Origin of the sequence: Paenibacillus sabinae T27, assembly GCF_000612505.1 — a bacterium.
GTDB lineage: Bacteria > Bacillota > Bacilli > Paenibacillales > Paenibacillaceae > Paenibacillus_AQ > Paenibacillus_AQ sabinae.
This window is the reverse complement of sequence record NZ_CP004078.1, coordinates 2,494,464-2,515,245: the sequence shown is the minus strand read 5'-3', so window position 1 is coordinate 2,515,245 and position 20,782 is coordinate 2,494,464. Positions and strand designations below refer to the sequence as shown.

Genomic DNA, 20,782 nt, shown 5'->3' with positions numbered 1-20,782 from the left:
AATGATGAACATATACAAAGCGTTGACGATCGCCGGCTCGGACAGCGGCGGTGGCGCGGGAATCCAGGCCGACCTCAAGACGTTCCAGGAGCTGGGCGTCTACGGCATGTCTGCGCTGACCGCAGTGACGGCGCAGAATACGCTCGGCGTTCAGGGCGTATACCCGCTTGAACCTGCGGCCGTGGCTCAGCAGCTGGATTCGGTCGGCGAGGATTTGACCCCGGATGCGGTCAAGACCGGCATGCTGTTCAGCAGCGACATTATCCGGACCGTTGCGGATAAAATCCGGCAGTACGGTTGGAACAATCTCGTAATTGATCCGGTTATGGTCGCCAAAGGCGGGTCGTCGCTGCTGCTGCGGGAGGCGGTTCAGTCCCTTATTGACCACCTGCTCCCTCTCGCCCTGGTAACCACGCCGAACATTCCGGAAGCGGAAATTCTTGCCGACATGAGCATAGCTAATCTACAGGACTGCGAGGAAGCGGCCAAAAGAATCCGGCAAATGGGATCTCAGAGCGTGGTCATCAAGGGCGGCCATGGCAGCGAAAACGGCATCGTCACGGATGTGCTGTACGACGGCCGGGAATTTGTGTACATGGAAAGCCCGAGAATCGACACCCGGCATACGCACGGAACGGGCTGCACCTATTCGGCCGCTTTGACAGCGGAACTCGCGAAGGGACATTCGGCGGCGGAAGCCGTCCGTACCGCCAAGGCGTTCATCCGGGCGGCGATCGAAGACGGACTTGGCATCGGGTCCGGGCACGGACCGACCAACCATTTCGCGTACGGCCGCAGGCTGCGCGCTGAAGGAAGTGAGCGGCAATGAGCGAACGGAACCCACTCTCCGGCTCCCCATTGAGCGGCGATGAAAGACTGGACAGCGAATACGTACGCAGCCTCCTCAAGGTCTATTTCATTATGGGCAGCGTCAACTGCCGCCGTCCGGCCGCCGAAGTGCTTGAGGAGGCGATTGCTGGAGGAGTCACGATCTTTCAATTCCGTGAAAAAGGCACCGGCGCGCTGACTGGCGCAGCCAAGCTGGACCTCGCCCGGGAGCTTCAGGGGATCTGCCGGGCCCACGGCGTCCCTTTTATCGTCAACGACGATATCGACCTGGCGATCGCGCTTGACGCGGACGGCGTGCACGTCGGCCAGGATGACGAACCTGCCCGGATTCTGCGTGAGCAGCTTGGCAGCGATAAAATCATCGGCGTGTCCGCCCATACGCCGGAGGAAGTCCGGCAAGCTATCGCCGACGGCGCCGACTATCTCGGGATCGGCCCTGTCTACCCGACATCGTCCAAAGACGATGCCCGGCCGGTCCAGGGCACGGTTCTCATTGAGAACCTGCGCAGAGAAGGCATCTCCATTCCTATTGTCGGCATCGGCGGCATTACCGTTAGCAACGCTAGCCCTGTTCTGGCCGCTGGCGCAGACGGCATTTCGGTCATTTCCACCATTGCCTCCGCCTCAAGCCCCCGGTTAGCGGCGGCGGAACTAGCCAGCCGCTCCGTCGAAGAAGGCTAACTTCTATTAATAAAAAGGACTGCCTTATAGGATGTTTGAACCAATTATTCCGTGCTTTCTTAAATGTGTCTCTCCTAAACCGATAAAATAAATACATTCGATCAAGGAGGGCAAATAACAAATGAAAAAAAGCTGGATAATCCTCTTAACCTGTATGCTGGCGACAAGCCTAATGGCCGGTTCGGCGCTGGCCAAATCCGATCACTCTAGCGGCAACGGGCAAAGCCAGAAAAATGACGCCTCGAACAAAGGCCAATATGACAAGGCCGAGGAGAGATCCGAGAGCAAAGAGAGCAAGAAGAAGTCAGTTACGGACGCTACGTATCAGGAAACCGCAACAACAAGTACATATAAAGGCCACAACGGTTACAAAGGTCTGCTAAAAGCCATAGAAAATGTGGAAGACAAGCCGGCCGGAGCCGTTCTTGCCGAACTGCTGCTCACGAATTACTCCACCGAGCTGACTCCTGAAATGAAAGCCAGGCTGGAAGCCATCAAGGACAAGGATGCGGCGCTGACAGCCGTCGCCGAAATGCTGGAACAAAGCGGCAGCGTAACCGACGCGGTATATGTCCACCAGGAAGCCATCAAGGCGAATGTCAAGAACCTCGACTCCTACAAAAAGCTGGGTAAACTCTATGATAAATTAGGAAAAAAAGGCATCCGGCTGTATGTTAACGGGGAACAGCCTGACGCCGGATCGGCTCCTGTTCTTCAGGGCGGAACAACGCTTGTTCCTTTCAGGGCCATCGCCGAAGAGCTGGGCGCCAAGGTCACCTGGAACAAACAAAAGCAATCCGTGACCATCACCCGCGGCGGAATCGCCGTCAAGCTCGTCATTGGCAGTAAGACCGCTTACGTAAACGGCAAAAAAGTTGCTCTGCAGACTGCTCCTGCCGTTGTGAACGGCACCACGGTTGTGCCTGTCCGCTTCGTAAGCGAATCGCTTAAGGCAACGGTCAAGTGGGAAGCGGAAAGCCGTTCCGTCGTCATTTACGAGGAATAGCTGCTGACAGAATCACGTTTCATCAAGAAAAAATCGAAGAACTTATTACACTGGAAGGGCTCCGCTAGGGAGTCCTTCTTCTATGCTTAGTTTCAAGGACCATTGCAAAAATAATATATACAGATTACGGTTAATAGAAGTACGCACAAATAAACAGAGGAGGCCCGGGATGATCGACCATAACATTACCGAAGGTGTGATCCGCACACGGACGAAGCTGCGCAAGCAGGCGCTGATCTCCATTTTTAACGAGTTTGACGGCGAAATTATGAAGCTTGACGACGGCAAAAGAACCGAGAAATACGCCAAAATGCGGCTGAGCCCATTCTCTTTTTTCCGGGGCAGCGCCTATTTGTTCTATTTTGATGCTACACGCCAGTATTTCCCCTACCATTCCTCACCCGAGCGCCCCACCTGGATTCAGGGGGATTTGCATTTCGAGAATTTCGGCGCTTTTCGTAATGAAGACGGAAATCTGGTCTATGATGTCAATGATTTTGACGAAGGCTATGTGGGGTCCTATCTTTACGATCTCCTGAGGATGTCTGTCAGCATTATCCTGGTCTGCCGGGAGCTCGGCTACACCCGCGAGGATCAATTGGACGGTGTGGAAACTTATGTAAAGGCGTATTACCGGCAGATTCAGGCTTTTTGTGATGGCAAAGATGATCCGGGCAAATTCATGATCGATGAGGATTCGGCGAAGGGGCCCGTCAAAAAACTGCTGCGTAAACTGGAAAAGCGCAAAGCGGCGCATTTTCTGGAGAAGGTGACCGCCTTCATGCAGAATGACCGGATATTTCTTGAAACCTCGGAGCTGCAGGTGCCCGGGAGAGCCGAACAGGAAAGATTAGAACAGGCGTGGCCGTTCTATCTCGAGACGCTAAATTCCCGGAGATCGGAGCCGGAGCATTACGACATCAAAGACATCGCGGTAAAAGAAGGTTCGGGAACGGCATCGATCGGGCTGGCACGCTATTATATCCTGATCGAAGGCGGAGAAAAAAAGGATACAGACAGCACGGTGCTGGAAGCCAAAGAGGTTCGTGTGCCAATCCCCGCATACTTCATGCCTTACTCGGAATCGTTCTGGCATTATTTCGGCCATCAGGGCAAACGGGTGACGGCGACTCAGCAGGCCATGCATCATAAAGCGGACCCCTTTCTTGGTTTCTTCACGATGGATGAAAGGCATTTCTACGTACGGGAGCGTTCTCCCTACAAGAAAAGACTGAAGCTGGACAATTTCGATTCCATCCCGGATATGGAGCGCACGCTCACTATCATGGCCAAGCTCACCGCTAAAATGCACGCGAGAGCAGACGCCGATGTAAACCAAGGGGTTCTCCCGTATCACAGCGAGAATGAAATCGCCCGGGCGATGGGACCGGACCCGGACCTCCCCGCCAGGCATATTTCCCATTGGGCCTTAGCTTACGCCGATCAGGTGGAGGCCGATTTCGGGCTGTTCACGGAATGGACGGAACCTGGCGAACCTTCATGAAAGCCGCTGGAAGCGAAAAAAAAACAGATCCGCTGACCGCACCCGGTCGGCGTTCTGTTTTCATGACTGATGCTTTACTGTTACTTCTCTAATTCTCTCTTTTGAGCATCTTGCTGTTTGCAATAAAGAGCGTGACCACGAGCAGCAGGATGGCTCCCGAATAGATCAACGTATCCGACGGATTTTCATGATCGATAATAATCAGCCGGATCATCGCCGTAATGCCGATGTAGATAAAATACCTGAGCGGGAAATGATAATGCGCTTCGAAATACTTGATAATCAGGGCAATGAACTCGAAATACAAAAAATAAATCAGCAAAGCTTCCAGCAGGTCCAGTTTGGTCAGATGGCCGCCATCGTTGATAAAGCCGAAAATATAAATGGTCTCCTTGCCGAGAAGAATGACAAGAATAACCGCCAGCACGATAAGCGCGGCATTGAGTGTCCATTGCAGAATGAACGGAATAGACGCGATATTATTTTTTGTCTTCAAAAGATCACCTCCCGCTTGAGTAATCCCAAGTATAATCGTGATTTCGTTTTCAAGGCAAGTTTGGACTTAAACTGGCGCTTGGGACATTTCGCGGGTATACTGATTTTACTTCTGGATGTGCTTAATTTTCGAAAAAGGAGAGCTTTAACATGCCCATCAACCGACCTTTGATCACCGACGGCGACTTTCAGGAGGCCATGCAGCGGCAGCTGCCCGTGCGCGTATTCCAGGATGATCACTTGATCAACTCCGGAGCGACAATCGTAAGGTTCACCGATACGGACGTCATTATCCAGTCCAGGGTCAGCGATCTGACCTATTATTCACGGCGGGACTGCGAGTTCTTCGAAGTCAGGTAGATAGCGAAAATGCAGACATGGCAAATAACCGGCAACTCGCCATTACGGCGAATCCCCGGCCAGTCCTCATCATAGAGAAGATGATTATTTTTTGAGAGCGGTGCCGCCGGAGCTCATCTTTTCGTTCAGAATCTCCTGAAAGCTCAGGCTTTTCTCCTGAACGGCTTCCCGTTTAAAAGCAACGGGCGGCTGAGCTCTGAAATATTGCTGATTGAATGCCATAAGATTATGTACGGGTAAGGTCATGGAAGTCGGCCTCCTTTTCAATATCGATTTCCAGTGTTCCCTTCATATCCTCTACATTTTCACGAAATATTTGCATGATGACGAATTTGTTACTTTTTAATTACCCTATTCTTTCCAGTCCAAAACAGTATTTCTGAATTTATGGAAAAAAATTTGCGGGCCGGCCGCAAAAACAAAAACAGCGGCAGTCATGGACGAGAAAATCATCCATGACTGCCGCTGTTGTGCTCGTAATTACATTTCATCCAGCATTCTGAACAACCTATGATATTGGGTGAGAGTCGCCTGATCCTCGACTTTACGGCCGGAATGGTAGAAAGAAATCTCTCCTGTCCCATCCGATAATTGATTCCTGGATTCGAGAATATGCTTCAGGTTCTTCGCCGTCCCGAAGCTGCCTGAAATAATCTCCGCGTCATCGTTAAAAAGCTTCTTAAAAACAGGAATAAAATACGGAAAATGAGTGCAGCCCAATACAACGGTTCCGTACTGCCGTAAATCCAGATGGGAGAACTGGTCTCTTAAATAGGGAAGCACGCTTTCTTCGCTGAAATCGAATTGTTCGGCAAACCGGACAAGGCCGTTCAGCGGCAGGCTTTCAACGATATCGTGACGATCCACACTTCTCACCAGATTATGGTATTTTTCTTCTTTCAGCGTTAGACTCGTCGCAAGCACCAGAACTTTTTTCCGGGTTCCTTCACATTGTTGAACAGCCGGTTTAACGGCCGGCTCAATACCTAAAATAGGGAAATCATATTTTTGGCGAAGGTCTTGCACCGCAATGCTGGTTGCCGTATTACAGGCAATGACTAATGCTTTGACGCCCTGGCTTGCAATAAAGTCAGCGGCCTCGAATATATATTGCCTTACCTCTTCTTTCGGCTTATCCCCATATGGAACATGCAAGCTGTCCGCGTAGAAGATGTAATCTTCATTCGGCAGGAGCCTCAGCGCTTGATGCAATACAGTTATGCCACCTATCCCCGAGTCAAAAAATCCGATCCTCACTACCGCACCATTCTTCCTTCGATTGATTTTTTTATTTTATCACTCCTGTCTCCCCATTACCAATAGGCGGCTCCCTAACCATTGCTAAAGCAATAAAGACGCAAATATGTCAAGTCCGCGAGCGGCCTCTTCCATTTTCTGCCGGACCAAAGAATGATATAATGCACCTGTGGATTGCTGCGGCCCGCGGATATTTCGGCAACACTTTTTTTGGAGGGAAATCATGGTTAAATTTATCGTTTTTATGCTGCTGTGGAGGCTGGTCGGGAATCCGTTTCTTGCAGTGATTATCCTGCTTGCGGTACTCTATTTCCTTGACCGCCGCTATGTCGGCGTGTTCCCGAGCATCACCAGACCTTTTCGCAGAGCAAGACAAGGCTCCAGACTTCGCACTCAAATCTCGCTGAACCCGAATGATGTCTCTTCCAAGTTCGAGCTGGCCCGCCTCTTAAGCGAGCGCAAGAAATACAGGGAAGCGCAGGAGCTTCTGCTGCAAATCGGGGACCGCTATGAGCAGTCTGCCGAGTACTGGGTCGAACTGGGCTATGCGAATATTAAGCTGGGACAGCTGGAGGAAGGCGAAAGCCAAATGCAGCGCGGACTCGAGATTAACCGGAGAGTTCAGTACGGCAAGCCCTATCTTCGGCTTGCGGAGGCGTTCCGCCACACCGACCGCGACAAGGCGCTGCATTATTTACACGAGTTCCAGGACATTCAGTCATCCTCCAGCGAGGCGTATTATTTGCTCGGCTCTATGTACAAGGCGCTCGGTCAAGAGACCGAAGCAAAACGTTCTTTCAATGAATCCATCGACGTCTACCGCTCGCTGCCAAGGTACAAGAAGCGGCAGGAACGCGGGTGGGCGCTGCGCAGCTTTTTTGCAAAAATGCGCTAGATCTAGGCCTAGTAGCTTACACAAGAACCTCCGCTACTCCTTCCCGGGAGTTGACGGAGGTTCTTCTGTTTCGGCCGAAACATCTGGCTCACGGTCTCAAGCGGCTCATCCAGCCGGCCACACGCGGGAAAGCTTCCTCCAGCATTCTGCGCAGCAGCTCCAGCGAGAAGGTGCCGGAATCCGCGGCACTGATCGTATAGCTTCCGAAGGCGCTGCCGCCAATGGCGATTTTGCCAATGGCCAGACCTCCAAGCGCCACCGCTCCGACCGCCGCCCCTCCAAAGGCAAGGACTCCCGCCGCGGCTCCGCCCGCCGCAACGGCTCCTAGCGCTGCTCCCCCCAGTGCGAGAATCCCGGCGGACACGCCGCCGAGGGCGATAAAGCCGGCTGAGACTCCTCCGACAGCAAAGCCTCCGAGCGCCACATCACCGATGGCGATAATTCCTTTGGCAACCGCAGGCGCACCGCCAAAGAACCACCCCCGTCTGCGCAATTTAATATGCACCAGCGGCAGGTCCAGAACGGTAAGCGATGATTTGTATTCGTAATAATCGCCATAACCTGGGGTCTCGTAACCATAACCCTGATAAGAGTCTTGATTGTTGCCGTAACCCGATCCCACTTCGGCTCCGTACAGTCCGTTCATATACTCCCGGGCCATCTCCCGGGGCGCTCCGGATTCAGCCAGCACCCGTTCGACACTGCTCCGTTCGGCTCTTTCCGTCAGGGAAGTCAACAAATCCTCTGCGATTCTGCGTTTCGTGCCGGGGTCCGCTTCAATTCCCGCCATCACTTCGTTGACATAGAGCTTCAATCGTTGGCTCATAAACGTTCATCTCCCATAATCTTATAAATGGAGTGAAATAACAGCGCAAGCTCTCCGGTCATTTCCTTAAGCCAGTCTTCACCCGCAGCGGTGATCCGGTAATATTTGCGCCGGACCCCGCGCTTGCCTTGAGTCTGCTCCCAGTAGCTCTCGACGAGACGGGAATCCTCCAGCCTATACAGCACGGGGTACAGGGTCCCTTCTTTAAGCTTGAAATATCCGCCGCTTCTCTCATCCAATTCGTTGATCAACTGGTAGCCGTACAAATTTCCGCGTCTCAGCAAATGCAGCACCAAAATTTCCAAAACGCCCTTTTTAAGCTGGCTTGCCGGATCGCTCATCCCATCACCTTGCTAACCTTATTATTTAGTATTACTAAGTATAGTCTGCTCCTAAATATATCCATTGTCAATAGGCGGCTGAGAGCGAGCAAACGAGTATTTGATCTGAAGAAAATATTTAAAAAACAGCGGCGATATAACTCTCTTCTATAACTCTCTTCTACGTTCTTCTCGCAGCTGGGCATAAATTTGAGTAGTCGACGCTTTTTCATGTTCTAACATGCTTTCAACTTTTCGAGCTAGTTTTAATGCCCCTTGATCGATATATTTCATATAATAATGCGACAAAATAAATAAGGGCACCATGGAAACCATAAACGTAATTGCATAGGCAAGATTATAACTAAAGTGATGAATCACTTTACTAAACAGGAACGCGGAGAACGTATTTAGGAAAGTAAAATGAATGAGGTAAAGAGAAAATGAAATCTCTCCTAAATAAGCAAACAGTTTCCATCCAAACACCTGCTGCAACACTTTTAAACGAAGCAGAGCAAACAAAATCATAGTAGAACCAAGGGTTCGTGCAAGAAGTCGTGGATCCATGTTAAATTGAATCCATTCATTGATAATTTTTGTCCACACTTCTATAGGTTCGTACATAGTTCCCAGTAATGGAGTATAAGGTGCTGAACCTAAGTAAATCCCCATTAAAAGCACAAGTACTGCCGTTATTTTGCTTTGTAACCATTTGTGCTTGAGCAAATCCGCAAGCAGCATTCCCCATAAAAAAGCAACAAAATAGGTTTGAATAAACGTAATGGATAAGACCACATACACAATCCATCTTTTTTTCACTCGTCCAAATAAAGCAAGAAAACCGAAAATTAAAAAAGAACCTAATAGTTCATAGCCCATTGTCCAAAGGACTGGATTGTAAGGATGTGCTTTTAAACGGAAAAACGGATCAAAAATAGCAGCCTTAATAACGGTATATATATTTGTATCTAAAGCGTAGTAGTTCTTTTTCATATCTGTCCATGTTGTTTCCCATATTTCTTGGAGATGAAAGGCATTCGTAATAATTGCTAGATACACAAGTAATACGGATACCGCTGCCGGCATGGCAAGGCGAATGTACCTTCGTATAGCGCTGGAATGTAACAATTTTTGAAAGGTTTCACTATCGAGCTCTTTTTCAAACATTTTGACACTGAGCACATAACCACTTAACACAAAAAACAAACAAACGGCAAATTGTCCATTATAAAATAAATTAATCGGAGAATGGCCGTACCAAATATCCCATTTAAAATGAGCTTGTTGCGGTCTTCCATTTAATGCAGCTGGATAAAATACTTGTATGTAGTGGGAAATAACCACGGTACATGCCGCGAGTCCCCTAATGCCATCCAAATAGAATAGCTTTTTTTCGGATGTCTCTTTATTCATCTGTTCCTCTTCTTTCATGAATGAATTAACTGCCCCTTACTTCAATCACAACAGCAACCGATCCTTTATTCTGCTGCTGTTGCGATATTCTGAGCTGTCCCTCCTTGTTAGATGACGTCTTGTTAAAGCTTAATAATTTTTTTATTTTCCTCTACATTACAATCAGAATTCTCAATGGAACCAGGTGAATGACGACGAACGTACCTTCCTACTGCGCACCCAGACCGGCTGCGGGAACCCAGAGTCGGGCATAACCAGCGGCCTCGTCGCATACCTTGACCACCAGCCCGTCGGGTGGTGTGCGATCGAGCCTCGGACTGCCTACAAAAGCTGACAAACAGCCGGGTCACATGGGCGGGACGGAGCAACAAGCAGGAAATAGAATTCACGGCCTCCGATTTTGAAACAGCCAATTTGACACAGGAAGAACTAGATATTCTTTTCGGTTAGTAATATATTTACATTAATGGTATTCGAGTAAAGTTGTTAAAACTATAATCTATTTACTTGAAAAAAGGTTAATACATTGGATCATTACAGCATTCGTAACTTTATCCCGGAAGACGTCTCCAGTATCTATAATATTCAAGTAGCCTATAATAAAGCGTATCCTGAAGCATCGGTTATTCCGGGTGAGGCGTATCTCTCTCCAGAATTCAATAACGGAAATATGTTCTGCGTATTGAACGATAAAGGGGAGATTGTGGGCTATTCTTCCATTTATCCTATACTGACAGAAGACAGCAGCGACCGGGCAGAGAATGTACTATGGGTAGAAATTAAGAATGATCCCTTAACTGCTGACCAGGCCATATTAAGAGAAATGCTGTTTCAACAGTTAATGATCAGAGCAAGTGAAATCCAAAAAGGTGCTGTCAATAATAGAACAAAAATCTGCTTCACCTACTTTCCGTCCGAGCGGGAAAATGCAGCTTATGTGAAATAAGAGAATGGAAGATGGCGGAAGATAAAGAGATAGAAGAGTATGTGCAAGCATACAATATCGCTTTTCCCGAAAAGCCATGGAGTGTAGAAGGAGTAAAGTATTTCATGTTATCTAAATTGTGGGCGGTGGGTACTACCTTGTCTGCATTTGATAAAGGGAAAATAGCTGGAAGCATTATGCTGTATTGGAATGAGGATAAGAATGCGAACGGTGAAATCAACCGAGCTTACACCGAACAGATCTTCGTCATGCCTAAATGGCGTGGAAAAGGATTGGCGACCGCTCTAATTAGCCGGGGGATGAGTTATCTGGCAGGCAAGGGGATGGATGAATCCCAGCTTGAGCTCAGGGCGACTAATGAAAACGCACTCAACCTATATAAGAAGTTAGGGTATAAGGTTACCAAAAGCGAAAGCATCATTGAACGGATCATTTGAAACCCAACACCAATAATAATTACGAATGTCGGGTAGTGATGCGCCTTGATCTCCAGACTGCCGGGCTAGAATGCAGAGCTTTGGTGACGTCTAGTTTTTCGGGTATGCAGATCCAGCAGCTGGTCTTACCTGCGCTATCGGAGAACGATAGTAGAAATAAAGCAGCAGTCTCAGGCTTTTTTTCTCGTCCATGACTGCTGCTGTTTCAATTGTTGGGGGTCAGTTTAATACTTTATTTTCCTTAACATGAGCACATGGCTGCAGCGAAAAAGCCAGCCCGAAGGCTGGCCGATTTTTCACCGCTCACCGCGGCGCATGAAATTGCCATATTGATCTTTAAACTTGCACCTATCCCCGTTTACAAATGGATATTGCGGTCCGACGCAGCCTCCGGCTCCTTCATTTTAAAGGGCCACCAGTTCGCTTTGCCGAACGCTTTTACCATAACTGGAATGAAGAACGGCAGGAACAGCAAGGCGTACAGAATAAGTCCCGAGAGCACCACGGTCGCAATCTGCATCATGGACAGTACGCCCGACGGATACATCGCTGCGAACGTCCCTCCGAGGATAATGACCGCCGATAGAATGACGGTACCCATATTGCGCATCGCATGCAGGATGGCATCCTTGACATCCCAGCCTGTATTCTCGTTAAAGCGGGCCATCAGGAAGATGCTGTAGTCGACGCCCAACGCAATCAGCATGACGAAACTGAAAAACGGAGTCGTCCAGGTGATGCCGGAATATCCCAGTAGGTTAACAAAGACTGCTTCCGTTATTCCCATCGCTGTGAAATAGGTCAGGACAAGCGACAGAATAAGGTAAACCGGCATAATGACGGACCGAAGCAGAAAGACTAGAATAACGAAAATCCCGCCAAGCATGAGCATGACCGTCCGCGAATAATCCGCATTTGAGATGGACTGCAGGTCGCTGTAGGTGCTTGTTACCCCGTTCATCGCCACTTCCGCATTTTCCAGCTTCGTGCCCTTAACCGCCCGTTCTACCGCCGCCTGGATATCGCCCACCTTGTCGATCGCCCCTGTGCTGTACGGGTTATCGGCAAAGACGACATCGATCGTCATCACTTTACGGTCATCCGACAAGTAATTGTCGAAGACGGTCTGGATGTCGTCCGATTCCAGCGCTTCCGCGGGAATGAAGAAACCGCTCAGCTCGCTGTCTCCGGCGGCCTGAACCTGGCTCAGATAATCCTGCGCCGAGCCGAGACCGCCGGTAATCTGCTTCAGCCCTTCCGCGCTGTCGCTGAGCCCCTTTGTCAGCTGGCCAATTTGCCCGTTCAGCTCGCTGAAGCCGTCGGCAAGCTGCTGCTGTCCACCCTGCAGACGGTCTAATCCGTCAGTAATGGATGGAATCTTGCCGACGATTTGCCCTTGTCCTCCGGCGGCCTGATTGAGTCCGGACTGGAGCTGAGCGATCCCGGCTGCCAGCTTTTGCAGCCCCTGCGCCAACGCATCCTGTCCGGCAGCCGCCCTGACATAGCCTGCGTTGGCTTCGTCCAGTCCCGCGGCTGCACCTTTTAGCTGCCCGGAGATTTGGCCGAGTCCGGCGGCAAGCTTGGCGGTTCCTTCGCCGGTCTGGGTGACCGTTCCCTTAATGGTCTGGTAGTCGGCATCCTGCAGAAGCTCGGGATGGCTCCCCTCCAGACCGGTAAAGCGCGGTCCCAGACCGCTCAGCGCCTCTGCCGCGCCGGACAGCTGCTGCTGAATCTGGCCGATTCCGCCATCGAGCGCGGTGAGCCCGCCGCCCAGCTGCCGATAGCCGGCCAGCAGCTTCTTATGAGCGTCCGCCAGCTGCTGCGCGCTCGCCGCAGCCTGCTGAAGGCCGCTCTTAAGCTCGCCGGCCCCCGCCGAACCGCTCTCGATTCCTTTCTGGATGCGGGTCAGTCCGTCGCCGAGTGCGGTAACACCCGATTTCAGGGCAGCCGTGCCGTCTACGAGCTGTGCCGCCCCTGAAGCGGCTTCCGTCAGCTTCGGCTCATTCTGCTTGAGCCGGTTGCTTGCATCCGACAAGCCGCTCCGGATTTGCTTCAGTCCCTCGTTGCTCTTATCTAGGCCTTCCGACAGCGACGCAACCTGCGTCGGAATCAGAAAGTCGTCAATCTGCTCGCCGGCCGGACGGGTCATGCTGCGAACCGTCTTCACGCCGTCGACCTGTTCAACCTCGCGGCTGATTTTTTCGGCAAGTCCCATATACTCCGCGTTGTCCATCCGGTCATCGTTCTTGATCACCAGCTTGCCTGGCATCGATTCTCCAGGACCGAAGCTGTCCGCAATAATGTTGAAGCCTTTTACCGACGGATAGCGGCCGCCGATCTCTTCCAGGCTGTTAAACGAAAGCTTGCCGCTGTAAGTAAGGAGGAACGGGAGCACGACGGCTGCCACAATCAGCAGCGCCGCCCAAGGTCTTTTTAAAGAAAAGGAACCCGCCGCTCCCCAAATCCGGCTCTCGCTGTGCTCCAGACTGCCCCGGGACGGCCAGAACAGCTTTTTGCCCAGCACCGCCATAAAGAAAGGGACGACTGTGACCAGCGCAAGCAGCATCACCGCGATTCCTACGGCGACCGCCACGGCCGAACGGTACAGAATGAACTTGGACAGCCCGATGACGACGAAGCCGACAAATACGGCCAGACCGGAGAAGAACACCGTTCCGCCCGCCTTGCGGTACGTCTCAATAATGGCCGTGCGGGTATCCTCCGCAGCGCCCAGCTCTTCTTTAAACCGGCTGATCAGCAGAATGCAGTAATCCGTCCCGATCCCGAACATGACGGCCACCATGAAGATCTGCGTGAAGGTGGAGAGCGGAAAATCGAACCGGTCCACAAGAAACGCCACAATCGACTGCGACACAATATAGCTGAGCCCCACGGTGAGCAGCGGCACGAACGGTGCGACGACCGAACGGAACACAACGAGCAGAATCACCAGAATAAACACGACCGTGATATATTCCGATTTTTTCAGACCCGTCTCTGAGCTTAGGATCGTATCCTCGTTAATCAGCCCTTCGCTCGTCAGATAATGATCGGCGTCCACATCCTTCAGCAGGGGTGCCACCTTATCCGGCAGCGCTTTGACTTCTTCATCCCCGCCTTTAACTGACAAAGCGACCAGGATGGTCTTGCCATCCTTGGCAATCAGGGTATCCTTCAACGCCTCCTGCGAAAAAGGGTCCGTGATGCTGCTCAACCCTAGCTGCTCCTTATTGCTTGCGAGCTTTTCCACTCCCTGACGGATGCTCTCCGTCTCTTTCTCGCCAAGACCTTCCGGCCTGTTGAACACCAGCGCGACCTGATGGAGCGTTTCTCCGCCCTTGGCGTCGGATGCTTCTCTCAAAATCTCCGATGCTCTGGAAGAAGTATATCCCTCCGGAACAGAGATTTGACCCTTCTCCCGGACCAGATCGGAGAATGACGGAGCGGTCATAACCAGAACCACTGCCGCAGCCAGCCATACCGCGATAATCGCCCATCTTGCTTTTAAAATGCCTCTCATTCGCTTCTTCCTCCCGGTTCCTGCATTAATTCCGCCAATCTCTCGAACATGGTGATAAACTGCTCAACCTTGTCCTTATCGAAGTTTGTCAAATAGGGCGAGATGACCTCCAGTACTTTTTCTTCCGCTGTTTGGTATATGCCCCGTCCGTTCTCGGTAATCGTCAGATAAACGAGCCGCCGGTCGTTCTCGTCCCGGGTCCGCTCGATGATGCCCGCCTCCGCGAGCCGGTTGATCATTGCGGTAATGGAACTTTTGCCCACGCATAAAGCTTCCGACAGATAAGTCGAGGTGCAGCAGGGCTGCCCGTCGATCAGCCTGAGAATCTGGAACTGCTCACCTGTTAGCCCCTCGTCGATGCTCTCTCTTATCCGGGCGTTGACCCGCCGGGTAACCGTATGATAGGCGTCAATGTAGCGGTAGATCCACTGTTTGATCTCATCATTCAAAATAATCGCCTCCTCCCGTAAATAGTTCGTCAGTAGAACTATTTTATTGTAAAACTATATTTTGATCGGTTTGAAAAGTCAAGTTTAAGCCCAGGTAGCGCATGAAAAAAGAGACCCCCGGCAAGCCATCCTTGATGACATGCGGGAAGTCCCTATGAAACTTGAATTAGTCCTCTGATTCTTCCACTTCGTATACGCAGCGAAGCTGTTCGATGCCGGAAGGATTCTCTCCCAGCGAGTACACCATAAAGCCCAGACTCCGGTAAAAATTCGCTGCCGACTCGTCCTCGGTCTCTGCAACGACATAACGGGGCTGGCGTTCGGCCAGCAGCTCCAGGATCATCCCGCGGGCATAGCCTTTTCCGCGGTTCTCAGGGAGCACGGCAATGTGCCGGATATCGATCGAGCCGTCCTCGGTCATTTCAAAGCCAATCAGGCCGACCAGCAGCTCCTCATCCTCCCATCCGTAAAGCAGAAGGGCCGCTTCCTCCTTGTATTCCGCGCGGACGCGCTCAAGCTCGCCGGGATCGGAAATAACCGCATAGGACAGCAATTCCTCGACATCGGGAGAATCGATTCTGGTTTTAAGATCGGTAAGCATTGTATTCATAGTCTCCTTCTTCTCAATATGGCGGCCTGCCGTCAGCAGTATACTTACTGGAGTTTTCGCTTAATGTGCCGTTTCAAGGTTTGGTTTTGCTGCTGATCACTTCAAGGCTTCCGTCGTTTTTCCCCACGATCGCCATATCCGCTATCCCGAGGAACAGGCCGTGCTCTACAACGCCCGGAATGGAATGAAGCGCCAGCGCAAGTTCGGGAGCTGATGTGATGATTTCAAACCGGCAATCCGCTATGTAATTTCCGTTGTCGCTCTTATATAAGTTTGCCCCGTCTCGGCGCAGCTCGGGAACGCAGCCGAGCTTGGCCAAATCGGCGACTGTCCATTCCCAGGCAAACGGTACGATTTCCACCGGCAGCGGAAACTTGCCCAGCGTCCTGACTACTTTGGTCTCATCGGCGATTACGATCATCCGGTCGCTGCCTTTGGCGACAATCTTCTCACGGAGCAGGGCTCCGCCGCCGCCTTTGATAAGCTGAAGATCGCCGTCCAGCTCGTCCGCTCCGTCGATCGTCACGTCCAAACGATCAATCTCCCCGAACGATACGAGCGGAATCCCCAGTTCCCTCGCCTGCTGCTCTGAAGCTCTTGAAGTCGCGACCGCCGTAATGTTCAGGCCTTCGGCAACCCTTTCCCCGAGCTTGCGGATCGCCCAATAGGCCGTGGAGCCCGTCCCGAGACCAACCTTCATCCCTTCTTGTACATATTCAACCGCCGCTTCCGCCGCCAACTGCTTCGCGTTCATTTGGTTACACCCCTATTTGCCGTTATAATAGTCTGGTATTCAGTATTGCCTAACTTCATTTCTTTCAGGAGGATCTTATGCATGAGAACCGAAAATCAGATCAAATCCAAAATCAATGAGATGACCCTCCAGCGCAGGTCTCTGGAATCGCGTCTCGCCCCTTTAGCCCAAGATGACCCGGGACGCCAAGCTCTTGCCGCGCAGCTGACCCGGCTGGATGATATGATCCTCATCCTAGAATGGGTGCTGAACGAGCCGGTCGGCAAATATCATGCCTGACGCCCTCAGTCCAGACTTTTGCCGAAGCAGAGACATTCCGGATTATCCGCATAAACGCCGAACCTGTCAATCGGGCGGTAGCCGTGCTTCATATAGAACGCTATCGCTTCCGGCTGCTTCTCTCCCGTCTCCAGCCTCATCTCCTTGAAGCAGCGACCGCGCGCTTGGTCCTCCAGAACCTTCAGCATACCTGCAGCAATGCCCATCTTGCGGGTGCCCCGATCCACGAAGAACCGCTTCAATTCGGCCGCAGGCTGCTCGTTACTGTCCAGCGTTAACGGACGGATTCCTCCGCAGCCGAGCGCTTCCCCATTGTGGCGGGCGATTACAAAGATGATTTTGCGCGTGTCGGGATGATCGAAGTCGACACCGTAAATCCGTTCCTGCGGATAGCGTTCCAGAAGCTCCTCATCCAGCATGGCGATCAGACGCCGCAGATCGGGATTGCCGGAATCCACAATCACATATTCCACATCGGTATGGCTCACTTTCCTCTTCCACTCCTCCAAGGGGGGCTTCTTCGTCATTCGGCAGCAGATTTCCCTATATTCTTCAGCGCTTCCTGATACAGCCCTGCGTTATCGTCCTCATAACAGATAAAGTCGATTCTTTCCGGAGCGCCATCCTCACCCTCCAGAGCATGAATACATTCCGCAACCGCATTTAACGCGACGCTGCATGCGAGCGGCTTCGGAAATCCGTAAATGCCCGTCGAAATGTTCGGGAAAGCAACGCTTCGGGCGCCTATCGACGCTGCCAGCGCCAAGCTGCTCTTATAGCATTTGGCGAGCGTGTCGGCTTCGCCGGCTGACCCGCCTTTCCAAATCGGCCCCACCGTATGAATGACGGCCTGGAACGGCAGATTTCCGGCTCCTGTAACTACCGCTTCGCCCGGAAGGCAGCCGCCCTGCCTGCTGCGGATGAGCGCGCACTCTTCGGCAATTTGGGGTCCTCCTGCTCGGTGGATCGCTCCGTCAACGCCTCCGCCGCCAAACAGTCCGGAATTAGCGGCGTTCACGATGCAGTCGCCGCTCCATGATGTAATGTCACCCTGCTCCGCAGAGATCACGGTCCGATTCAGTATGACCTTCATGCCATCGCTCCTCTCTAACGCTAACCGTTCCAGCTCCAGGATCGCCATCCTTTCACCTTTATGAGCTGAATTATGGGCGTAAGCCTGGTACAGCAATCTTCCACCGGCGGCAAGATCCTGAACTGGACACAATCTATCGCATGCTCCCGCCTTGTTACAGAAATCGACATGCCGCATTTTATCTTATCACGGGCAGGCCCGGGCGAAAATGCCCTTTATGGTAATCGTCTGATTATTTTCTTATTGATCGCGATTCTCTCCGATTGGAGTCACCTGTCCGTCGTTATATTTATTTATTCATACCCGAACATCGATGCGGCCAATCCGCTTTAAAGGAGAATCAAAATGAAAGCGATACCCTTAATATAATAGTTATTTTGAGTTAATCAAAATAACAGTTGAATCTTTTATCACAATGACCCATAATGTAGGTATCCCTAAGCTTTAAAATTATCTGGAAACCAGAGGAGGATAAGGAAAATGAAATTTTTCTTGGACACCGGTAATATTGAAGAAATAAAACGGATTACGCGCCTTGGTTTGGTGGATGGCGTAACAACGAACCCGTCGCTGATCGCCAAGGAAGGCAGACTTTTTAAAGATGTGATCAAGGAAATCGTCGAAATCGTTCCCGGGCCTGTCAGCGCCGAAGTCATCGGTCTGAAAGCCGCGGAAATGTTGGAAGAAGCTTACGAAATCGCGGAATGGGGCTCTAATGTGGTCATCAAGCTGCCCATGACCGAAGACGGTCTGGAAGCCTGCTATGAGCTGACGAAGAAAGGCATCAAGACGAACGTCACCCTGATTTTCTCCGCTGCCCAGGGCCTCATGGCCGCCAAAGCCGGCGCCACCTTCATTAGCCCGTTCGTCGGACGTCTGGACGACATCGGCGTGGATGGCATGAAGCTGATTAAAGACTTGAAGACGATCCTTACCAACTACGGCCTTCAATCGGAAATCATCGCTGCCAGCATTCGGAATATCGCCCATGTGGAGCAGGCTGCCATCGCCGGAGCGCATATCGCAACGATTCCGGGCTCCCTGCTGCCGTCGTTGTGGAAACACCCGCTGACCGACAACGGAATTGAGCGTTTCCTCAAGGACTGGGAGAAGGTTCCTCAGGCTGTCAAGCAGCCTCAATAAACCTGGTGCTCTCAATGAAACAAGCTCTTGCCCGGCCGCCGGGCAAGAGCTTGTTTGTTTTACCTTTTGCGCTTACTTGTAATCGGGAAATAATTATCCTACCATGTAAAATGTACATACAATACACAAAGGAGACTCATAATGACCCTGCCCAATCTGCAGCACTCTCCAGGCTTTTTGCTCGGTTCCGCATACCGGCGGATTTCGATCCTTTTTTCCCGCGCCCTGAAGCCTTTCGATATTACTCCGGAACAGTGGACGGTTCTTTATACGATTGCATGCCGTGACAACATCAACCAGAAGGCGGTTGCCGCTTCCGTGGACAAGGATCAGCCAACCACTGCCCGGATCGTCGAGCTGCTTGGCAAGAAGGGCTTGATCACGAAGACGGTCTCGGAAAACGACCGGAGAGCCTATCTGCTGAACGCCACCCCCGAGGGGAAAGCGCTGATCGACGCCACCCGCTCCCTTGAGCAGCAGAATCTCGATTCTGCACTTGCAGGCCTGACCCCTTCCCAGGTTGAAGAGCTTCGCTTGGTCCTGCGGGCCATCTGCCGCAATACCGGCAATATTTATGAAGACTAGATCGGCGACCTGCCTCTGCTACCGAATGCATCGTCCCGTCCGGATGGTTCCGGTTTGTAACGGGACAAGGCTTCCCCTTTCTTTTTGCCCCGCTGCCCTTCGCTTGGCTTGATGCCAAACAGGGTTAAGAGTCCTCCCAGAGCGCCTGCCGCCGCCATTGTAACGAACAGCGTCCAGTGACCTGCATTCATGAGCAAGGATACGGCCGGCGGACCGAGCGCCACTCCGATAAACCGCATACTGCTGTACAAGGAAGTGATCGTCCCGCGGTTCTCTTTTTCAATCCCTTCGGTAATAAGTGCATCCAGACAGGGCAGGGCGGCGCCAATGCCAATCCCCCCAAGGCTCAGAAATCCGACCATAAAATAGATTCCACTATAGAATCCGGTAATGATCATGGATGTCGTGAGCAGCGCCATTCCCGCGAAACCTATCCATTTCATGCGCTTTTTATTTTCCCCGATCATTTTTCCGGCTCCGAACGAAGACAGGCAGAGCAGCGCGAGCGGTATGGCAAGCACCAGGCCTTTCAGCCAGCCATGCAGATGATACTTCGATTCCAGTGTTTCCGACAGGTAGAACAGAACCCCGAACGTAACGAACATACAGATGCAGCCAATGGCGAATATCGCATACAGCCAGCGTCCCTTGTCATGCAGTACTTCCCGTATTCCCTTAAGAAACTGCTGTACCGTCGATGTCTTTTGCTCTTTCCTCTTCGGACTCTTGACCAGGAATACAACCAGTAAAAATGAAATCAGACACAAGGCCGGAATGGCGATAAACGGAAGAAACCACAGAAGCGTCCCCAGATAAGCACCGAGAATAGGGCTGATTACTTTGCCAAAAGTGTTTGAGGTCTCGATCAGGCCCAGACTTCTGCTGACTTCCTCTTCATCCCTGAACATATCTCCGACCAAAGGCAGAACGATGGGAAAAGCGCCTGCCGCCCCGATTCCCTGCAAAAAACGCCCGGCAAGAATCACCCAATAAGCGGTAACGCCACCCATTAACCACGCCGCGGCAGCCGATACTCCCCCGCCTAGAGCAGCGAGGATCAGACTGGGAAGAATTACGGCTTTGCGTCCGAATCGGTCGGAAAGATATCCTGCAACGGGAATCATTACAATGGCTACGACACCGTATACCGTTATGATCATGCTCACTTGAAAGGAGCTGACGGCCAGCTTTCGGGAAATTTGAGGAAGCACGGGGAGAAGCATGGAATTTCCAAGCGTCATGATAAAAGGAATGGATGCCAGGGCCAGCAGATCCCATTTTTTATCTTTCATGTGCGGACCACCTTTGTTTTTCGTTCACAACATCCTTTAGTGTGGTTGGTTCCGCACCGATTATTCAT

Annotated in this window: 25 protein-coding genes; 12 read left to right on the top strand and 13 right to left on the bottom strand. The window is 51.5% G+C overall.

From position 1 onward, the window contains the following. Window positions 1–4 precede the first annotated feature (4 nt). The 4 genes from thiD to PSAB_RS11535 all read left to right on the top strand — a co-directional run bounded on the left by thiD (window position 5) and on the right by PSAB_RS11535 (window position 4,040). Window positions 5–829 (top strand): bifunctional hydroxymethylpyrimidine kinase/phosphomethylpyrimidine kinase, encoded by an 825-nt coding sequence (gene thiD / locus PSAB_RS11550; RefSeq protein WP_025334740.1) that lies wholly within the window; start codon window positions 5–7, stop codon window positions 827–829. After that, a complete protein-coding gene (gene thiE, locus PSAB_RS11545; protein WP_051529758.1) occupies window positions 826–1,530 on the top strand; it encodes a thiamine phosphate synthase in 705 nt (234 codons plus the stop codon). The genes thiD and thiE overlap by 4 nt, the downstream gene beginning before the upstream one ends. A gap of 121 nt (window positions 1,531–1,651) precedes the next feature. Further along, on the top strand, window positions 1,652–2,536 hold the full coding sequence (locus PSAB_RS11540; RefSeq protein ID WP_025334738.1) for a copper amine oxidase N-terminal domain-containing protein: 885 nt from the start codon (window positions 1,652–1,654) through the stop codon (window positions 2,534–2,536). Between the two features lie 169 nt (window positions 2,537–2,705). Next, window positions 2,706–4,040, top strand: a complete 1,335-nt coding sequence (locus tag PSAB_RS11535; protein ID WP_025334737.1) for a DUF2252 domain-containing protein — start codon at window positions 2,706–2,708, stop codon at window positions 4,038–4,040. 88 nt (window positions 4,041–4,128) lie between these two features. Here PSAB_RS11535 and psiE read toward each other — a convergent pair whose 3' ends face one another. Next, complete coding sequence (gene psiE, locus PSAB_RS11530; protein ID WP_025334736.1) at window positions 4,129–4,536, bottom strand: phosphate-starvation-inducible protein PsiE; 408 nt, start codon at window positions 4,534–4,536, stop codon at window positions 4,129–4,131. 149 nt (window positions 4,537–4,685) lie between these two features. Here psiE and PSAB_RS11525 point away from each other — a divergent pair, with 149 nt between their 5' ends. After that, a complete protein-coding gene (locus PSAB_RS11525; RefSeq protein ID WP_025334735.1) occupies window positions 4,686–4,895 on the top strand; it encodes a hypothetical protein in 210 nt (69 codons plus the stop codon). A gap of 84 nt (window positions 4,896–4,979) precedes the next feature. Here the strand turns inward: PSAB_RS11525 and PSAB_RS25940 are convergent, their stop codons facing one another. Both PSAB_RS25940 and murI read right to left on the bottom strand, forming a co-directional pair. Next, the gene (locus PSAB_RS25940; RefSeq protein ID WP_165098502.1) at window positions 4,980–5,141 is read right to left on the bottom strand and encodes a hypothetical protein; all 162 of its coding nucleotides are present in this window, start codon (window positions 5,139–5,141) and stop codon (window positions 4,980–4,982) included. A 234-nt stretch (window positions 5,142–5,375) separates the two neighbouring features. Then, on the bottom strand, window positions 5,376–6,152 hold the full coding sequence (murI, locus tag PSAB_RS11520; protein WP_025334734.1) for a glutamate racemase: 777 nt from the start codon (window positions 6,150–6,152) through the stop codon (window positions 5,376–5,378). 223 nt (window positions 6,153–6,375) lie between these two features. Here murI and PSAB_RS11515 point away from each other — a divergent pair, with 223 nt between their 5' ends. After that, entirely contained in the window at window positions 6,376–7,047 is a 672-nt protein-coding gene (locus tag PSAB_RS11515; protein WP_038595790.1) for a tetratricopeptide repeat protein, read from the top strand. A gap of 88 nt (window positions 7,048–7,135) precedes the next feature. Here PSAB_RS11515 and PSAB_RS24585 read toward each other — a convergent pair whose 3' ends face one another. The 3 genes from PSAB_RS24585 to PSAB_RS11500 all read right to left on the bottom strand — a co-directional run bounded on the left by PSAB_RS24585 (window position 7,136) and on the right by PSAB_RS11500 (window position 9,624). Beyond that, window positions 7,136–7,873: a hypothetical protein gene (locus tag PSAB_RS24585; RefSeq protein WP_025334732.1), complete on the bottom strand. Its 738-nt coding sequence runs from the start codon at window positions 7,871–7,873 to the stop codon at window positions 7,136–7,138. After that, window positions 7,870–8,214 (bottom strand): PadR family transcriptional regulator, encoded by a 345-nt coding sequence (locus tag PSAB_RS11505; RefSeq protein WP_025334731.1) that lies wholly within the window; start codon window positions 8,212–8,214, stop codon window positions 7,870–7,872. Before PSAB_RS11505 ends, PSAB_RS24585 begins: the two co-directional genes overlap by 4 nt. A 147-nt stretch (window positions 8,215–8,361) precedes the next feature. Next, on the bottom strand, window positions 8,362–9,624 hold the full coding sequence (locus PSAB_RS11500) for an acyltransferase family protein (RefSeq protein ID WP_025334730.1): 1,263 nt from the start codon (window positions 9,622–9,624) through the stop codon (window positions 8,362–8,364). Between the two features lie 508 nt (window positions 9,625–10,132). Between PSAB_RS11500 and PSAB_RS11495 the strand changes: the two genes are divergently transcribed. Then, entirely contained in the window at window positions 10,133–10,552 is a 420-nt protein-coding gene (locus tag PSAB_RS11495; protein ID WP_025334729.1) for a hypothetical protein, read from the top strand. 11 nt (window positions 10,553–10,563) lie between these two features. After that, complete coding sequence (locus PSAB_RS11490; RefSeq protein ID WP_025334728.1) at window positions 10,564–10,989, top strand: GNAT family N-acetyltransferase; 426 nt, start codon at window positions 10,564–10,566, stop codon at window positions 10,987–10,989. 358 nt (window positions 10,990–11,347) lie between these two features. Here the strand turns inward: PSAB_RS11490 and PSAB_RS11485 are convergent, their stop codons facing one another. The 4 genes from PSAB_RS11485 to rpiA form a co-directional block, all read right to left on the bottom strand. Then, the gene (locus tag PSAB_RS11485; RefSeq protein ID WP_025334727.1) at window positions 11,348–14,509 is read right to left on the bottom strand and encodes an MMPL family transporter; all 3,162 of its coding nucleotides are present in this window, start codon (window positions 14,507–14,509) and stop codon (window positions 11,348–11,350) included. Beyond that, on the bottom strand, window positions 14,506–14,958 hold the full coding sequence (locus PSAB_RS11480) for a MarR family winged helix-turn-helix transcriptional regulator (RefSeq protein WP_025334726.1): 453 nt from the start codon (window positions 14,956–14,958) through the stop codon (window positions 14,506–14,508). The genes PSAB_RS11485 and PSAB_RS11480 overlap by 4 nt, the downstream gene beginning before the upstream one ends. 166 nt (window positions 14,959–15,124) lie before the next feature. Then, window positions 15,125–15,568 (bottom strand): GNAT family N-acetyltransferase, encoded by a 444-nt coding sequence (locus PSAB_RS11475; RefSeq protein WP_226991791.1) that lies wholly within the window; start codon window positions 15,566–15,568, stop codon window positions 15,125–15,127. Between the two features lie 73 nt (window positions 15,569–15,641). Then, complete coding sequence (gene rpiA / locus PSAB_RS11470) at window positions 15,642–16,322, bottom strand: ribose-5-phosphate isomerase RpiA (protein ID WP_025334724.1); 681 nt, start codon at window positions 16,320–16,322, stop codon at window positions 15,642–15,644. Between the two features lie 81 nt (window positions 16,323–16,403). Between rpiA and PSAB_RS11465 the strand changes: the two genes are divergently transcribed. Further along, the gene (locus tag PSAB_RS11465) at window positions 16,404–16,601 is read left to right on the top strand and encodes a hypothetical protein (RefSeq protein ID WP_025334723.1); all 198 of its coding nucleotides are present in this window, start codon (window positions 16,404–16,406) and stop codon (window positions 16,599–16,601) included. A 5-nt stretch (window positions 16,602–16,606) separates the two neighbouring features. On the opposite strand, the gene PSAB_RS11460 is transcribed toward PSAB_RS11465, so the two are convergent. Together PSAB_RS11460 and PSAB_RS11455 are read right to left on the bottom strand one after the other, a co-directional pair. After that, entirely contained in the window at window positions 16,607–17,128 is a 522-nt protein-coding gene (locus tag PSAB_RS11460) for a GNAT family N-acetyltransferase (RefSeq protein WP_025334722.1), read from the bottom strand. Next, window positions 17,125–17,694, bottom strand: coding sequence for a macro domain-containing protein (locus tag PSAB_RS11455; RefSeq protein WP_025334721.1), 570 nt, complete (start codon window positions 17,692–17,694; stop codon window positions 17,125–17,127). The genes PSAB_RS11460 and PSAB_RS11455 overlap by 4 nt, the downstream gene beginning before the upstream one ends. A 72-nt stretch (window positions 17,695–17,766) precedes the next feature. On the opposite strand from PSAB_RS11455, the gene PSAB_RS11450 reads away from it, so the two are divergent. The 3 genes from PSAB_RS11450 (at window position 17,767) to PSAB_RS11440 (ending at window position 19,422) form a co-directional block, all read left to right on the top strand. Continuing rightward, window positions 17,767–18,027 (top strand): hypothetical protein, encoded by a 261-nt coding sequence (locus tag PSAB_RS11450; RefSeq protein WP_025334720.1) that lies wholly within the window; start codon window positions 17,767–17,769, stop codon window positions 18,025–18,027. 147 nt (window positions 18,028–18,174) lie between these two features. Next, complete coding sequence (fsa, locus tag PSAB_RS11445; RefSeq protein ID WP_025334719.1) at window positions 18,175–18,837, top strand: fructose-6-phosphate aldolase; 663 nt, start codon at window positions 18,175–18,177, stop codon at window positions 18,835–18,837. Between the two features lie 141 nt (window positions 18,838–18,978). Next, complete coding sequence (locus PSAB_RS11440; protein WP_025334718.1) at window positions 18,979–19,422, top strand: MarR family winged helix-turn-helix transcriptional regulator; 444 nt, start codon at window positions 18,979–18,981, stop codon at window positions 19,420–19,422. On the opposite strand, the gene PSAB_RS11435 is transcribed toward PSAB_RS11440, so the two are convergent. Next, entirely contained in the window at window positions 19,419–20,714 is a 1,296-nt protein-coding gene (locus PSAB_RS11435; RefSeq protein ID WP_025334717.1) for a bacillibactin exporter BcbE, read from the bottom strand. The genes PSAB_RS11440 and PSAB_RS11435 overlap by 4 nt on opposite strands. Window positions 20,715–20,782: the final 68 nt, after the last annotated feature.

What these genes read in the sequence shown, in the direction of transcription:
- thiD (WP_025334740.1), top strand. Translation starts at nt 5, where the DNA reads ATGAACATATACAAAGCGTTGACGATCGCCGGCTCGGACAGCGGCGGT.
- thiE (WP_051529758.1), top strand. Translation starts at nt 826, where the DNA reads ATGAGCGAACGGAACCCACTCTCCGGCTCCCCATTGAGCGGCGATGAA.
- PSAB_RS11540 (WP_025334738.1), top strand. Translation starts at nt 1,652, where the DNA reads ATGAAAAAAAGCTGGATAATCCTCTTAACCTGTATGCTGGCGACAAGC.
- PSAB_RS11535 (WP_025334737.1), top strand. Translation starts at nt 2,706, where the DNA reads ATGATCGACCATAACATTACCGAAGGTGTGATCCGCACACGGACGAAG.
- PSAB_RS11525 (WP_025334735.1), top strand. Translation starts at nt 4,686, where the DNA reads ATGCCCATCAACCGACCTTTGATCACCGACGGCGACTTTCAGGAGGCC.
- PSAB_RS25940 (WP_165098502.1), bottom strand. Translation starts at nt 5,141, where the DNA reads ATGACCTTACCCGTACATAATCTTATGGCATTCAATCAGCAATATTTC.
- PSAB_RS11515 (WP_038595790.1), top strand. Translation starts at nt 6,376, where the DNA reads ATGGTTAAATTTATCGTTTTTATGCTGCTGTGGAGGCTGGTCGGGAAT.
- PSAB_RS24585 (WP_025334732.1), bottom strand. Translation starts at nt 7,873, where the DNA reads ATGAGCCAACGATTGAAGCTCTATGTCAACGAAGTGATGGCGGGAATT.
- PSAB_RS11505 (WP_025334731.1), bottom strand. Translation starts at nt 8,214, where the DNA reads ATGAGCGATCCGGCAAGCCAGCTTAAAAAGGGCGTTTTGGAAATTTTG.
- PSAB_RS11500 (WP_025334730.1), bottom strand. Translation starts at nt 9,624, where the DNA reads ATGAAAGAAGAGGAACAGATGAATAAAGAGACATCCGAAAAAAAGCTA.
- PSAB_RS11490 (WP_025334728.1), top strand. Translation starts at nt 10,564, where the DNA reads ATGGCGGAAGATAAAGAGATAGAAGAGTATGTGCAAGCATACAATATC.
- PSAB_RS11485 (WP_025334727.1), bottom strand. Translation starts at nt 14,509, where the DNA reads ATGAGAGGCATTTTAAAAGCAAGATGGGCGATTATCGCGGTATGGCTG.
- PSAB_RS11475 (WP_226991791.1), bottom strand. Translation starts at nt 15,568, where the DNA reads ATGAATACAATGCTTACCGATCTTAAAACCAGAATCGATTCTCCCGAT.
- rpiA (WP_025334724.1), bottom strand. Translation starts at nt 16,322, where the DNA reads ATGAACGCGAAGCAGTTGGCGGCGGAAGCGGCGGTTGAATATGTACAA.
- PSAB_RS11465 (WP_025334723.1), top strand. Translation starts at nt 16,404, where the DNA reads ATGAGAACCGAAAATCAGATCAAATCCAAAATCAATGAGATGACCCTC.
- PSAB_RS11460 (WP_025334722.1), bottom strand. Translation starts at nt 17,128, where the DNA reads ATGACGAAGAAGCCCCCCTTGGAGGAGTGGAAGAGGAAAGTGAGCCAT.
- PSAB_RS11455 (WP_025334721.1), bottom strand. Translation starts at nt 17,694, where the DNA reads ATGAAGGTCATACTGAATCGGACCGTGATCTCTGCGGAGCAGGGTGAC.
- PSAB_RS11450 (WP_025334720.1), top strand. Translation starts at nt 17,767, where the DNA reads ATGGGCGTAAGCCTGGTACAGCAATCTTCCACCGGCGGCAAGATCCTG.
- fsa (WP_025334719.1), top strand. Translation starts at nt 18,175, where the DNA reads ATGAAATTTTTCTTGGACACCGGTAATATTGAAGAAATAAAACGGATT.
- PSAB_RS11440 (WP_025334718.1), top strand. Translation starts at nt 18,979, where the DNA reads ATGACCCTGCCCAATCTGCAGCACTCTCCAGGCTTTTTGCTCGGTTCC.
- PSAB_RS11435 (WP_025334717.1), bottom strand. Translation starts at nt 20,714, where the DNA reads ATGAAAGATAAAAAATGGGATCTGCTGGCCCTGGCATCCATTCCTTTT.